The organism is Collinsella aerofaciens, assembly GCF_018785265.1.
GTDB classification, from domain to species: domain Bacteria; phylum Actinomycetota; class Coriobacteriia; order Coriobacteriales; family Coriobacteriaceae; genus Collinsella; species Collinsella aerofaciens_AI.
In genome coordinates this window covers 1-15,265 of the sequence record NZ_WQPK01000019.1, presented here as the reverse complement: position 1 = coordinate 15,265, position 15,265 = coordinate 1, and the positions used below count along the sequence as shown (strand labels likewise).

Annotated in this window: 9 protein-coding genes and 1 pseudogene; all 10 read right to left on the bottom strand. The window is 57.1% G+C overall.

All coding sequences use genetic code 11. The features are described 5' to 3' along the window. Positions 1–151 precede the first annotated feature (151 nt). The gene (locus GPK42_RS03195) at positions 152–1,123 is read right to left on the bottom strand and encodes a LacI family DNA-binding transcriptional regulator (protein ID WP_252200063.1); all 972 of its coding nucleotides are present in this window, start codon (positions 1,121–1,123) and stop codon (positions 152–154) included. Positions 1,124–1,251: 128 nt separating this feature from the next. Continuing rightward, positions 1,252–1,917, bottom strand: coding sequence for a DUF4956 domain-containing protein (locus tag GPK42_RS03190; RefSeq protein WP_252200059.1), 666 nt, complete (start codon positions 1,915–1,917; stop codon positions 1,252–1,254). 3 nt (positions 1,918–1,920) lie between these two features. Beyond that, positions 1,921–2,712 (bottom strand): annotated as a pseudogene (locus tag GPK42_RS10150) (polyphosphate polymerase domain-containing protein). Further along, positions 2,699–4,468, bottom strand: a complete 1,770-nt coding sequence (locus GPK42_RS03175; protein ID WP_215693464.1) for a CotH kinase family protein — start codon at positions 4,466–4,468, stop codon at positions 2,699–2,701. Before GPK42_RS03175 ends, GPK42_RS10150 begins: the two are co-directional and overlap by 14 nt. Next, the gene (gene pelG / locus GPK42_RS03170; protein ID WP_338404317.1) at positions 4,458–6,002 is read right to left on the bottom strand and encodes an exopolysaccharide Pel transporter PelG; all 1,545 of its coding nucleotides are present in this window, start codon (positions 6,000–6,002) and stop codon (positions 4,458–4,460) included. The genes GPK42_RS03175 and pelG overlap by 11 nt, the downstream gene beginning before the upstream one ends. A 3-nt stretch (positions 6,003–6,005) precedes the next feature. Further along, positions 6,006–7,433: a GT4 family glycosyltransferase PelF gene (gene pelF / locus GPK42_RS03165; RefSeq protein ID WP_215693463.1), complete on the bottom strand. Its 1,428-nt coding sequence runs from the start codon at positions 7,431–7,433 to the stop codon at positions 6,006–6,008. Further along, the gene (locus GPK42_RS03160; RefSeq protein ID WP_215693462.1) at positions 7,430–9,310 is read right to left on the bottom strand and encodes a DUF2194 domain-containing protein; all 1,881 of its coding nucleotides are present in this window, start codon (positions 9,308–9,310) and stop codon (positions 7,430–7,432) included. Before GPK42_RS03160 ends, pelF begins: the two co-directional genes overlap by 4 nt. Then, positions 9,307–12,348 carry a DUF4118 domain-containing protein gene (locus tag GPK42_RS03155; RefSeq protein WP_215693457.1) on the bottom strand — a complete coding sequence of 1,014 codons (3,042 nt, stop codon included), beginning with the start codon at positions 12,346–12,348 and terminating at the stop codon, positions 9,307–9,309. Before GPK42_RS03155 ends, GPK42_RS03160 begins: the two co-directional genes overlap by 4 nt. Positions 12,349–12,644: 296 nt before the next feature. After that, a complete protein-coding gene (locus GPK42_RS03150; protein WP_215693456.1) occupies positions 12,645–13,463 on the bottom strand; it encodes a hypothetical protein in 819 nt (272 codons plus the stop codon). Positions 13,464–13,465: 2 nt separating this feature from the next. Continuing rightward, positions 13,466–14,566, bottom strand: coding sequence for an AAA family ATPase (locus tag GPK42_RS03145; protein WP_215693452.1), 1,101 nt, complete (start codon positions 14,564–14,566; stop codon positions 13,466–13,468). Between the last annotated feature and the right edge of the window lie 699 nt (positions 14,567–15,265).

The window sequence follows — 15,265 nt, the reverse complement described above, 5'->3', positions numbered from 1 at the left end:
CCCGGCCATCTTTGACACTTACACTGTAATCGATTTCAGTTTCATATGTCTGTAATCGTTTTCATAGTAGGGTGAACGGTAGGAAATAGCGGGCGAATGGTAGTTTTGAGACAAACATAAGGGCTCAGAGGCAGGCAGACGTGCCCAAAATCTAGACATTCATAAGCTGATGGCCGAGTTTGAGCGTCTTTAGACCGCTCTCCCCCTCCACGCCATCGAGCGCGTTGAGCAACATATTGGTCGCCTCGACGCCACTGGTCAGGTAGCCATAATGCACGGTGGGAATACCGCCCGTCAGCGCGCGCAAAAACGCGTTGTCGCCAAAACCGCTTACGCGATGCATGCCCTCGCCCACGCCGCGAACCTCATCGATGGCACGAAGCGCGCCCGCCGCCATGGTATCGGTCGCGCACGCGATAAACGAAACATCGGGAGCGACGGAAAGCAGTTCACGTGCTGCACCATAGCCTGAGTCGAGCGTAAACGAGCCCAGGCGAATCAAGGCGGCATCGAGCGGGTTACCCGCGGCGCGCAAGCCGGCCTCAAAACCGCGACGGCGGTCATAACCGGCCGCGCGGTCCTCTTCGGTAACTCCAATGTAGGCGATCTTGCCGTCCACGCGGCCCGCAAGCGCATGGCCCAGCTCAAAGGCAGCCTCGTAATCGTCGTGATAAACACAGGCCGTGCCCTCGACGTTTTGACCAATGACCACAAGGGGTACGCGACAAGACCCAATCGCACGACGGTGCTCGTCGGTAATCATGGTCGCTACCAGCACGATGCCATCGACCGGATGGTTCTGGAACAGGTCGAGGTATTCAAGCTCACGATCGGGGGCGTTGTCGGTATTGGCAAGCAGCATCTGGTAGCCACGGCGACCGAGCACCTGGCCAATGCCGGCAGTAATGCGGCTCACGGATTCCGAGTTGATCTTGGGGACGATGACGCCGATGAGCTTGGTGGAACCGGTGCGCAGCGCGCGAGCCTGGCTGGACCGCACGTATCCTGTCAGCTCAATCGCTTTCTTAATGCGCTCGGCCTTGTCCGCCGATATGTATCCACCGTTGAGGTAGCGCGAGACGGCGGCGCTCGAAACGCCCGCCAGCTCGGCCACATCTTTCATCTTTACCACGAGCACCCCTGTCATTGAAATCGCTTTCACCATGATACCTGTTCGTTCCGGCGTTCTGACGAACGCCGGACTGCTCGACGCTGCGCGGGCATCTGCCGGGCGATCTGCTCGCTAGGGTTCTACCCGTGATATTCGCCGTTGTATTGGATCAACGTTAGGTCTTCCACGCCGTCGAGCGCGCGAATGGCGTCAGCATAGGGCATATCTACACCGTCCGAGAACACCTCGGCGGCCATCTCCACCTTGTCACCGCGCATGGTCTTGGACTTCACCGTAAACTTGGTGCGCCCAAATGCGCGCACGATATCGTCGCCAGTAGTCTGGCCCGTGTAGTGGATGACCATCATGTACACGCGCGCCTTGTCCTGGCGGCTCGCAAAGCCGGCAATCATCACCACAATCACCACTGCCGTAAGCCCCACGAGCGCGTACATGCCGGCGCCTGCCGTAATGCCTGTGGTAATGGCCCAAAAAAGATACAGCAGGTCGAGCGGGTCCTTAACCGCCGTACGATAGCGGACGATTGACAGAGCACCGACCATACCGAGCGAGATGACCACGTTGGTCGAAATCGCGAGCGTGACCATGCAGGTGAGCACGCACATGCCCACAAGCGTCACGGCAAAGCTGCGCGAATACACCACGCCGGTAAAAAAGCGCTTGTACACGCAATAGATCAGGATGCCCATGGCGAGCGCCACGAGCAGCGAAAGGCCAATCTTGGCAGGGTCGACCTGGCCAAACGCCTCCAAGACGGAGTTCTTAAAAAAGTCCCTGGTGCTCATGGTCTAAATATCCCCTCGGTTCTCAAAATCCGATTCCCAGTAATTAAATCCGCGCAGGTAGGCGGTCTTTTCGTAACACAGACAGTACTTGGAGACCGCCGTAAGCTCGGCCGCTCCCGGCGGCACAATATCGCGCACCAGCTGCGGGCAAAACTCCGTAAACTTGACCTCCATCACCAGCTTGCCGGGCTCCAGGACCGGCAGCGCGGGCAGCGTCGCGTCAAAGATATCGAAGCTTCCCACCGCGGCACGCACGTTCATGTCAAACGTAATGCGCACGGTGCCCTCATCCATCACTCACGGCTCGCGCTCGTAGTCCACGATGGTCCGCGGGCGCATCATGTTGCAGATGCACTCGATGTAGAACTCGCGACAGAGCGGATAAGGGCTCCTCAGCAAAAAGTCGTAGTCGCCAGCCAGAATCTGCTCAAACTCACCGCGCGTAAGCGGCGCGTCCTCCTTGTAGATCCAGCTGCCGTACTTCTTTTTGCGCTCAAGCTTAATCACCTTGTCGCTGCCGTTATAGATGCGCACGCGATACTTTTTGCGCATGAGAATGCCGGCGTCTTTTTCCTCGTAGGCCGAGTTTCGGTAGTCATCAAAATACAGGCTGCGAATAGTGTAACCGCCCGCCCGCGCATGCTTGTCCAGCTTAAACACCGGCGCCATGCGACAGGCAAGCGCGGCGTGCTCGCCCTCGTTAATGAGATATTTGAGCTCATGGCGGTAACGCTCCTGCGTGGCACGCACAGGCGGGGCCGCCAAGCGCTCAAGCAGCGCGCTAGCCCTCCTCATACGTGTCCTCCACGACCTTACCGCCGTCTTGCACGTAAAAACACTTCATGCCGTAGTGCTTACCGTCGTCAGTCACATAGTAGTCAAACGCATCTTGCGTAAAGCCGTCGGAGTTGGCGGCACGCACGCGCACAAAATACTGGCCGGCATCGGGCGCATCGCAGGTCACCTCGGGAAGCAGCACGTCCTCGGCCTTAAAGAACACGTCGCTTATGGCATAGTCGCGCGCAAGCTCTACGGTGTAGCGAATGTCGCGCGCCTCAAAGTCGTAGGACGCATCCCAGTTAATGCGCAGCTTACCGTTATCGATCTGCGGCACGCCGATGTAGAACGGCATGGGCTTTTTAAAACTCTCGCGAAAGCTCTTGTAGTTCTCCTCGATCTCGGAGGGAATCGACGCGGCGATCTGCTCGTATTGGTCCTTGGTGACAGGCAGATTGTCGATATCGGGCGAAGCAAAGACCAGGGATTCAGTCACCTCGCGGTAGTGCTTGATCATCTTGGTCAGGCGTGCCTCGGTCATATACGAGCGCAGGTCCTTGACGGCGCGATCGAGCTCACCGCGGAACGCCTTGCTGCGCAGCGCACGATTGAATAGCACGTTGCCCCAGTAGTTGCTTACGCCGCGCTCCCAGCTCGCATAATCCGAGAACCCCGTCAGGCTCAGCTCAAGCTTACGCAGCATGCCGTCGTTATCCCAATCCAGGATGTACCAGACCTTGGAGTTAAGCGGGCTGTACAGATAGCAGTTGCGGTTCTGCGTATCGCAGTTGCCCGTCAGGATCTGAAACGCCAACCAATAGACCAGATTCTCGGTATCAAAGTAGGTGTCGAGCACGTCATCGATCTTTTGCGATTCGTCGTTGAGCGCATCGAGCATCTCGATGAGCTTGGTGTGGTCCGAATCGCCCTTAATCTCGAGCATGCCCTCAAAGCTTGCCTGGTTGTAGTCGGGGTCGTCAGCAAGCTTAATGGTATCCTCGTAGCGATGGAAATCAAAGCTGTTCACCTTGTACAGATGCCCGCTCTTATCCAGGCCATGTGCCTTAAGCGCCGTCTTGTTGAGCTGTTCAACCTGCGTAAACAGGCCGTAGTCCTCAAAGGTGTCGTTGGACTTTTCGGTCTGGTCGCACACCCACAGATGCACAAACTGCGTGCGCAGGCCCATCATCTGGGGAATCCCGCGGATAAGGTCGTAGGCCATCTTGTTGCGAAAACGCATACCCTCGCCCATGTGCTTGTTGAGCGCAATCGCGCGCTGTTGGCGCCAGCTACCCTTGCCCTTTTTGAGCTCAACCTTGTAATTCTTTTGCGAGTTCATGCTCGACGTCTGGCCACACACCTGCACGGTAGCATTGGGCGCTTCCTCGCCATAGCCAACCTCACCGGCCACCGGGCCGTCTTCGTCGCCCGCCTGCAAAAGCCCCATTACCTGATAGCGCGTCACGCCCATGTCGGCGTAGTCATACACCGAGTACGTATTGATCTCGGCCCAGCTATGATCGGTGTTCTCGGAGCTGTTACCGCGCGAGACCGTCAGGTACATGGTCACAATGCCCGAGTCGTCGTAGACCTCGTACAGCTCGTCCTTATCGCGCAGGTGCTTGGACTGGTCGGAGGCCTCGGCCTTTTTAATCTTGCCCTGCTTTTTGACCTTTTTAGTCGAGGATTCGTCCTGAGACGAGCAGCCCGAAAGCAACAGCGCGCCGGCAGCCGCCTCGATCAGGCAGCGGCGAGACATCAACTTATCGATCATCAGAACCTCCCCAATGTTTTTGGTACAGGCGAACCACCATACGTTCAAACGCACTGCGCGGCTCACCGCCCGCGCGCTTGTCCTCGTAGCATTGCTCAACACGGTCGAGCACCCGGCCAAGTTCGGTAAACCAGCCCGATTTGTCGGTCGCCACAATAGGCTGCTGGCTCAGGATACGATACGGCAAGTTGGCGGTATAGGTATCGAGCCGCAGCAGCGCCACGATAAAAAACACCGCCGCACCCAACAAAAAGCCAAAGCCGTAAAACTGCTGCGGCAAAAGCAACGACACGGCAGTCGCCAGCCCGGCCACACCGCCAAACAGGCCCGAAGCCAGCACGGCTCCCTTGTAGTCGGTAAAGTACAGCAAGATGAGCATCACCGTATTGCCCACGGCATACAAGCCATAGCCCACGCACAGCGTGCGAAAATACCCGTGCATAAGGTTGTTAAAGCCCAGCGGCAGGGCCGAGAGCACCGTGGTCTCGAGCGAAATGACCGCAGCGGTCACAAACAGCTGCTTGAGCGCGCAAAAGCGCAGTTCGCTGTTGAGCGTGGAGAGCATCTCCTCCTCGGCCACCACAATGTCGCCCACCACGCCGCCGTCGTTGAACAGGCTGTAGTAGTCGCGGTAGCGCGGATAGAAGTTGACCTCGACCGAGACCACAAAGTTGACGGTCGTGACCAGGATGGTCAAAAACGCGATGAGCGCCGGCACATCGTAGTAGGGCGCACCATAAAAGAAGCCCTTGACCTGCACGCCAATGGGACCGGTCCAAATAATCACCAGGTGCGCAAAGAGTCCCAGATTGGTTAACAGACCCGTGAGCGCCAGCGGCATAAACTGATCGAGCCACCGCAAAAAGGGCCAGGGGCTGCGGTCGCTCTGAGGAAAATACCGGTACAGCAGCACCACGTCCCAGGCGAGCATGACGCCGTAGCCCAGAGCAATTGACGCCAACAGGCCCTCGACCGGCGGCAGTCCCAGCGCCAGCGCGGCCAGGGCGCACAGGCACGCCACGCCAATGGCAGCCGCAAAGCTGCACAGGACGCCGCGGTAATCCTTGATGGCCGTGAGGTAACTCATGCCGTTCCAGTTGACGATCATAATGTTGAACAGCCACAGGCACAGCAGCCCCTGCAGCAGCGTGGCGCCCGAGAACAGCAAAAAGACGCCGTAGAGCACCGTGCCCGCAACGAGCATGATGGCGTTGGAGCCCCAAAACGAAGGTAGGATCTCATCCTCGCGCTCGGCAAAGAGCATATCGGCCAAAAAACGCGTGACCGGCATAGAGAAAAAGCTCGTGAGCGTGAGCGACGCCAGCAGCGTATAGGTCACCATGCACACCAGCAGGTCCTGGTTGGCGCGCCCCACGCCCCACAGACCGCACAGCACCAAGATACCCACCTGGAGTAGCACGCCCAACAGCATGGGGCCCGTGCACACAATGCCGGCGTAGCCGTAAGCGCGCATCGTGGCAAACAGGCCTTTGCGCCTAAACAGGCGCTTGAGCTCAAAACCAATTCCGGCCACCGGCTACTCCCCCTCTCTGGGCAGGTTAAACGCACGCGCCGTCTCGTCGTACAGCGCGCGATAGTTGGCGAGCATCTGCTCGTGCAAAAAGTACGTGGCAACTCGACGCTGCCCGCGCTCCCCCATCTCAATGCGACGGGCACGGCTCACGCACATGCGCTCCATGGCATCGGCCAAGCCCTTGCGATACATGGGCGGCGTCACAAAACCCGCCACGCCAAAGTCGTCGCCCGGGGCGCCTTCGAGTAGCTCGCGGCAGCAGCCCACCTCGGTCGTCACGCAGGGACGGCGCGCTGCAAGCGACTCCAGCACGCTGAGCGGCTGGCCCTCGGAGATGCTCGTCAAAATGGTAAAGTCGAGCTTTTCCATGTACTCGACCACGTTGACGCGACCGGTAAAGATCAGGTCGCGCACGCCCAGGGTATCGACCAGCGCGTGGCACTCGGCGCCGTACTCTTCGTCGTCCACGCCGCCCATGATGTGCAGACGCACCTTAGGCAGGCGCTCGTGCAGCTCAAAGAAGGCATAGATCATAGTCTTGACGTCCTTGATGGGAGCCAGGCGCACCACCGCGCCAATGTCCACCCAGCCGTCATCGGGCTTTAAAGGAATATCCTTAAAGCGGTCGAACTGGATGCCGTTAGGGATGACTAGGCATTTACCCGCATCGCAGCCCATATCGATCTGCGTCTTGCGGGCGTTATGGAACAAACTCGTCACACGGAAGGCGCGGCTGTAGATCTCCTCCGAAAGCAGGTAGAAAAAGCGGATCCAGCGGTCCTTAAACGACGGCACCACCCAGTCGGCGCGAATGATCTCTTCCTCGCGCTCGCGGGTATAGATGCCATGCTCGGTCAGCAGCACCGGCGCATGGTGAACGCTTGAGCCCAGGCAAGCGAGCAGGCCGCCGTAGCCGGTCGAGATAGCGTGGTACACATCGGCAACCGGCACCTCGCTGCCCAGCAGGTAGAGCACCGGCAACAGCATAGAGCGCATGGTGTGGAATGCGTCGGCAAAGGGCGTGTAGGGGTACTCGGCAAGGCACACGTCGCGGAAGATATCCATAAACGTGCGGCTCTGCAAAAACGAGAGCGGATGCACGCGGCGGCGGTGGAAGATATCGAACAGCACGTCCCAGTCCGGATTGGAGAGCGACACCAGGCGGCGTAGCGCCTCGCGCTCGCGGTCGTTAAAACTGGCTTCATGTTGCTCGCCCGAAAGCCGCAGGGCATCGTCCAGGAACACCTCGTGCACCTCGACCACGTTGCTGGGCAGCTCGTAGACAAATTTGCCGCGGTCGGCAGCATGCGCGCCAATCACCCACAGCACAAACTCGTGCTCGGGCATGGCCTGGATATAGCCATGCATCCAGGTAGATACGCCGCCGTGCACATAGGGGTAGCAACCCTCGAGTACCAGGCAGATTCTCATCTGTCGCCACCCTCCTTGCGCTCGATCGTCAGGGTCTTATCATTTGCCTTGAGCAGATACAGATTGCCCGTAAGGTGCGTCAGTTCGCCACCCGTCACCGCACCCGGCTCGCCATTATTGGCGCGGAACATGAACCACGCCTCGTCGTGGAAATTGCCCAGGCTGAGCGTCCAGGCATCCGCACTGGTATCCACGCTCACCGTAACCGACGAAAAGCGCTGGATGGCACCGGAGCACTCCGACGCCGTCTGGCGGCGCAGGTCGGGCGCAGACTTGGTAAGCCAGTCCAGGTAGTCGACCAGGCCGCCCTTGTAGACTTCCCAGCCCTCCTTGGCGCCGCGATCGGGATCGAGCAGGTCGTCCGGGTGCATAAAGTGAGTGCTCACGTAGTGCATGTTGAGCTCGGACACGGCTGCCAGGCGCATATAGGAATCGTCGACCATGCCGCCCGAAACAATACGTGGCTGCTCCACAATGCCATCGCTCGCCACGCCAAACTCCTGCACGTACGGCAGGTCGGTGCCATCCTCAAAATACGTACTGGCAATGGTCTTAATGCGCGGAACATCGGTACCGATAAGCTTGCGCGCGCGGGCCGAAAGGATATTCGACGGCGGCACGTAAACCGAGCCATGAGCATTGGGCAGGACCTCGTCCTGAAACGCGATAAGTTCGTTGAGCGAAGCGACGAGCGTCTCTTTGTTCTTCCACGTCTTGTAGTCGTACAGCGTACCGTAGTCGGTGTCCCAGAGCGCCAGCGGCTGATGGTTGTAGCCGTGAAAGCCCAGCTCTCCGCCCATCTGCAGCAGCATGCCGCCAAAGTAGCGAAACTGCGTGGTATCGGCCTGGCGCGCAGGCTCGGTCTGGTTGACCGCGTCCTCGTAGTTTTCGATCATCACGCCGGTATAGCGAATGCCGTATTTTTGCGCGAGCTCTTGCAGATCGGGCCACCAGACCTTGGCATAAAAATCGGCGACGGAAAGCCCGTAGTCGCGCTTGATGTAGGTGCCGTCGCCCGAGGGCACAGGGCTGGGAAAGTCGTCCAAATAGAACACGGCGCTGTTGATGACCGGATAGGCCGTGGCTTCACCCAGCAAGCTTATGGCCGAAGCATAGAACCCACGCATGACCTTGTCGTAGATGCCAATGTTGCACGCCACGGTGTGACCACTGCCGCAATCGTTAGACCAAATGAGCGGTGTGCCCGCGTCACCGGTATTTGCCCAGACGTGCGCCGTTTCGCGCAATGAAACCGAAAGTGAAGAATCGAAGGGATCCGAGAACTCGTAGCGCTCTCCCCCGCCCAGCATAAAGTCCTCACTCGGCACAATGCTTTCGGCTTTTACATAGTCATATCCGGCCGATTCAATGCCAAGCTTGGAGGCAATCACTTGCAGATAGCTCGAGTTATCCGGCGGCATGGCGAGCATAAGAGAACCGCCGGCACTCACCCAACCCATAATGTCGCTCAGGTGCGTACCGAGCCCATCGAGCGACGGCATGAGCAAAATCACGCGATCGAAGGAGGTCAGCGAGGGAATGGCATCCGCACCATCCAGGGCAAGGTCCACGTCGCGGTGCGCGATCTTCATGTCCAGCAAAATCTGGTCGAACTGTTCCTTTACGTCCTCGACGCCAGCTTGATCGGAATCGGTAATGACCAGGCACGTGGGCTTTTGGCCAAAGATTGCCGAGGAGGCCGGCACCGCATCGTTGGCGGCAAGCATCCCCAGCTTATGCTGGCCCGCACTGTACTGCACGCCGGCACGCTCCACTAGCAGCACGGCGGCCATGGCAATAAAGACCGCCCACACCACGAGGAGCCCCATCCAACGAAAGCGGCCTGCACGGTCGCGGATATGTTGTGCCACGCTCATCGGACCTCATCCCCGTCGCGCCAAAACGCCAACTTTTCGCGGTTGTCGGCGCTCAAATACACATGTTGCTTGTCAATCGCATCGATCACACGGTGGACTTCGTCACCGTCGCGGCGCATCACGGCCAGGCGCAGGCAAAGCATCCAAACCTCCTGCTCGTCGGGCACGTCGAGCACCAGCTGGTCGGTCACGGCCTGCGCCTCGTCGATCTGTCCGACATCGGCCAGAGCCGTCGCGTATCGAATGCGCAGCTCAAGGGTATCCTCGCGCTCGCAGCGACGCGCAAGCAGGCGCGCGTACTGTTGGCGCTGAATCTGAGCCACGCGCCCCTCGGCCAAGCCCGAGCCCAAGTATTCACCAAGAAAATCGCAGTATTCGTTGAGGTTTTGCGCGCTCGGGTCCGTCTTAAAGGCACGCTCCAGCTGCTGCAGTTTAAGGTCGGACTCCTTGGAGATCTGCGCCACCGCCGTCGCGGCATAGTGCGCCACCTCAACGTCGTCGTTAAGCTTAGCCACCTGCAGCTGCGCCAGGTAAGCGTCGGGCTCCTCGGTGAGCATGGAGAGCATTAGGCGGCGCCGGTATGCCGGGTCATTGACGATGAGCGCCTCCTCGAGCGGCACTACGCCTGCATCGTCCTCACCACTCGGTACCGGCATACTGCGATGCAGGTCGTCGTTGAAGCGCAGCGACTCCAGCGCAGACTCTTTCAGCCCCTCGCCAAACATCGCGCTGCAGACCGATAGCAGAACCACCAGCAACGGACCCCACAGCGGCACCAGCACTATCACAGCCAGCATGTGCCCGCGCACCGGCAGCAGGCCCAGCTTCATGAGCGTCCACAGCATCAGGCAAACCAACGCATGAATCAGCAGCAAGACGGCAGCAACGACAAGCGAGATCAAGCGGCACCCCCCCTCACCGTCACCGGTGTAAGAGATGTGCTGCAACAACGCCACGATGTCCTCGCCGTCGACGGGTTCCACCGCAATATGCTTTGCGCTCAGGCGCTCGCGGATAATGGGCAGATCGCACGCCTTTGCCTGACGCATAAGCAGGTAGAGTACGTCGCCGTCGACCAAGCCCGCCGCGTCGCTCTCGCGGATTGCCGACCCAATTGCGCCCACCAGCTCGCCAACAGGCTCCACGCCCGGTACCACGCGCAGGAGCAAAAAACTCCCCATCTTGCTATCTGCCAGCGCTTGCTCCGCCGCGAGCTCTTGGCCAAAGGCAGCCTGCTTGAGCACGCAAGTACCGTCAACGCAGCGTTTATCCTGCGCCACCGCCTCATAGTCAAAAGCACGGCCCAGCGCACTTTCGACCAGGCCGCACAAGATGCGGAACAGGTTTTGATAATAGAGGGTCATTTGGTTTTCGGCCGCACTACGCACAAAAATCAACACGGCGGGTGCCCCGTCGCGCTCGATCGTGTATCCAAACATGGGAAGCCCCGGCGTCAGCTCGCGATTCACCCACAGGCTCGAACGACCCCCGTCGCCCAAAAGAGGCGCAAGCTGCTCAAGCGTGAGCGAGCGTGCGGCATCTTCGGCAATCGCGGGACTTGCTGCCACCAGGCGTGCAAATGCCCCGCCCGAAACATGGTAGATCGCCACCAAATCGTTCTCGAGAATCTCGCCCAGAAGCTCGCAGCACTTGCGATAGATGTCGCGTGGGTTGAGCACGTCGAGCTCCTGCGTCACGGCAAAGATCTTGCCAAAGCTGTCGTGGCGACCCACGATCTGGCGCCTGTACGCGCGCTTGTCCTCGATCGCGTCGTGGTAGAGCTGCGTAAGGAACGTATTGCGGTTGCGAACGAGCTCATTTTGATCGCGCTCCGCCCTAATGGCTTCGCTGTTGCGTAGCTGCACATAGCCGCACACGGCACCCACCACAAAGTACGCAATAAACGGCAGCCAGTTGGACGGCTCGTAGAACAGGCCCTGGAAGGTATAGCCGTACTGAGTAAAGTAGCTCGCGGCCAAACCCACCGACGCCAGCAGCGCCGCAACCAGGCCAAAGTCCAAGCCATACAGCGTGCCGATCAGCACCACGTAGAGCAGGCGATAATCAAGCACGTTGAGCTGGGCCGATTGGGAGAACAGATGCTCCAGCACCTCGAACAGGACCCAGGCAACGCCCGTCTCCAGGCATTTAATAGGCAGCGCGCGCATCTGGATGCGGTCGATGGCGGCGCGCAAGGGGTTAACCTTCTTTGCGCGGCCAGCATCCCAACGCGCTTGAATGGTCGAAAGATCGCGCAGCAGGTCGTAGCGCTGAAACCAACCATAACGCACGCGAACGACGCCGCTGACGGGCAGGGCGTAGCCGGCAGAATCGCCATAGGCAACGGCAAGGCCGGGGAACAGTGCCTTGAGGGCGTCGCCAACTTCACCTGACGTGTGATGGAAGGTATCGGCAACGTCGAGCATCTCAAAGTTACCATCCCAGCTGTCGAAGATACGGCGTACCAACACCGCAAGCTCCTCGGCACACAGCAGGGGAAACGCCGCATCCTGCGCGCCCTGCAGAGCGACCGATCCAGTTGAGCACGCGTCGAACAGCGGCACCAAAAACGGGTCCTCCAGCGCGGCGGACGCGGTATACAGGAACGGCACGCGCAGGATCTTGGTCTGAACGCCCTCGCTAGCAGCGTAGTAGCGGCACAGGTCGTTGGCTGCGCGGGCGATAATTCCCTTGCCCGTTCGCCCCGCGGCATCGGCGGCACCCTCGGCACCCGCGGGCCCCGCTACATACAGCAGTTGGACCCGGCGACCCGCGCACGTACGAAAGACCGAGCGCAGCAGCTCGATATCGCCCACGGTATCGGTATGCGGGGTAAGGTAATTAGATAGATAGACCACGCGGTCGAACTCGTAGGCCTGATCCAAGTGCTGGAGTAGCTCTTTCCACGAAGCATGAGGCGACGACTCATCGTGGCGCGCTTCCGCGGCAGCGACGACCTTAACGTGGTCCCCGGGGAACGCCTTGGCGCAAAAGTCATCGTCAACATATGCGGTGTTGCCAACAACTAGCACTTCCATGGCGCATTCCTCCCCTAAAATCCACTTTTGTCCTAGTCAAACATGCGTATTTTACGCTGTCAACGCGAGCTAGAACGCCTTTAAGGCTGTTTTAAGAACTTTTTTAGAGGATGTGGGGACATCGAGAGTGCTAAATGAGCGCCCAATCCGGAAGTGCGGTGAAAAACCGAGACCTGTCGACCAGACCCCAGTTTTGGGCATCCGCGACCTGCGGTTTTGTTGGCAAAAATCGGTGTGTGCTCGGCAAGTTTCGATTTTTCCCCGCACTTCCGGAGATAAGTGGCGAAGGGGACTCTTTAGAACAAACGAATACCCAAACCCCTCTTAATCGCCTTGTTCATAACGTCGTTAAGTCGCTTAGGCCAATTCGCAATAAAGAAAAGGCAGGTGCAGCATGCGCAAAATGAATCATTGTTCAGACGTTCGATCTCATTGAGCAGAAGTTCAGAATGATTGATGCCCGCCACGGTCGCAGCTAAGTCAGCCAGAGACTCGTTTGCAATTGGCATCATCTGCTCATTAGTTAACCAAAGCGACCTCAGGGCATGGACGGCAATAATGCAGGCAAATGTAAAACCATCAATACGCCCAATATCCGCAAGCGAATCTCCCCTCCTGGCAACCCAGTCCTTGTAAGATCGCTTGCCAAAAATCACATCTGAAGGAACAAGGGCGTCATCCAGAGAGAGACACTTCAAGGGATCAAAATCACGATATGCTTCAACCGATGGATAGCTCAGATATAGCTGACCCATATCAGTGCTATCGCAGTAATAGTCTTGCATTAGCTCAAGCCGTTTAAAATCGAGCCGATTGTCCTGAGGATCTAAGTCAAATATGAGCAAGGTGTCTGTAAAACTGGATTCGAGAAGCTGAGCCGCATCATCTTTATCCGAAAGAAGCTCAGCGACAAAGGGCTTAAGATCAATGGACTCGAAATCGCAACCGTACTCTTGAAAGAGCTTATCAAGAAAGACATGAACATTGATCTCGACAGGAACAATTTGATGATCATCCGCGAGGCTAAAAGATTCAAATAAACGCCCCATCAGCTGAGGCTCGCGTTTAGCGCCTTCAACAATGAGCAGGACGTTCTTTTCAGACGCACCGTTCATGGCTACTCAAACTCTCCGGCTCGGAGGAGCTTCTCGATATTGTTGCCGAGCCTCAACTCACGATCGGTGGAATCGGCCAAGGTTCGAATACCCTCTTTTGCAGAAATTTGATAAACGCAGTCGGGCCTCATTACGCCATTCTTAACAAGCGAAGTGTTGTGGGTGGAGCACAAAATCTGACAAGAGGCCTTGGAACCAAAGAACTTCAAAAGGCTCTCAGCCATCTCAAAGTGGCAAAAAGCGTCAAACTCATCTATGAACAAAAAACTGGCCGAGTCGTTTAGCTCAAGCTCAGAGAACAACATAACCAGGGTTCTTGTACCGCTAGAACATGCCTCGACAAACGGGACGCATCGCATGGGATGATTGAAATATAGAACAGGCGAGCCGTCGGACTCTTTAATAACGATCAGGGACTCATCGACTCCAAAATTGCGAATAAATGATTCAAATTCCGCAACTTTGTTCTCGCGTATGATTTTGTCGATTACCTTTTTTGTTTCAACCCCTTTTAATCGAAAGCTGTCCATGCGAATCAGCCTCATGTGCGAGACAAATCGGCGTAATTCAGCCAAGACACCTAAAACATTAGTTGGAAGACTGCTCGTTATATAAGAAAGAAGGCTCAACGAAGCGTCGAAGAATTCAAAATTAATGCCAGCAGCACCGATTCGTTCAAGGTGGTTCTCTTCGAAAACGCCGCGTGCGTTATTGAAATCGAAAATTCGTTCCCCATCAATCGATAGGGTCTCGTGAAGCCAAGTAGTCGGAGAAGTCTTCTCATAGCAGTAATTGATTTCGCGACCGTCAAATTCAAAGACATAGGTGAACTGTGCCGTACCTCGCCCGCAATCAGCATTCAAAAACAGACGATCATCCTGGTCAGAATAATCGAATGCCTCTGGAAAGCCGAACGTAATGTCAAATAAAGCTGAACCGAAATTCGATTTACCAGACGCATTTCTGCCGATCAAAAGTGCGGTTTTCACGGTTCCGTTTTTAACGTTATTTTCTGCAAACTGGTAATCACGAGAAGCTGCAAAATTAAATGAAACCGGAGCCGAAAAATTCCTATAGCCATCAACAGTAAAACGCTTAAGCATGAGAGTCTCCTATCTCTTGCCGTAATTATATTACGGCAAGAGATAGGAGACCTGCATCAATTACGCCACTACGGGAAAAGTCATGTGAGCAGAGTCCATGCGAACCATGAATACCCGCTACGAAAGCCGCTGGAAAACAACCCTTAAACGCAAAAACCGCCTTTAGGCGGTTTCCACGGACCAAGCCGGACGTACCGTCGCAAGGCCTCATCACGGTTGGAACTGTAAGGAAAAGCCCAGTCCCAGTCAATCCTTTACCGACAAACCGTAGCGAATTAAGGCTGAGCAACAACGCATCAGTAAAGTTACATGCCGGCAGAAAAACACCCGCAATTTCGCCTTTTTCCAGCTGGGATGTAAGTTTTGACAGGCCGAATCTTACATGCAAACAAAAAAGAGGGCCGACGCATCAACCCTCTTAAGGTGTCGCCCGAAGGCTTCCACCGCAATTGACTTTATTCTAGTTGATATCCTTAGCTTGTCTACGGGCGCGTCTTTCAGCGGAGACCCCCAAGTCGAGATGCCATAAACATAGGGGATGCCCCCCCCTTGGGAAGGAACCCCCTTACAAAACTTTGGCCTTAACAAGCAGGCTGCTGTTTTTCACGGAGCTTTGTAGCGATCGCGTCGAAAATGTTGGTGTAAGGGTGACGCTCTAGCGCCCGTTTAACGAAGAACGGCCTTCGTCCTAGAATCTGA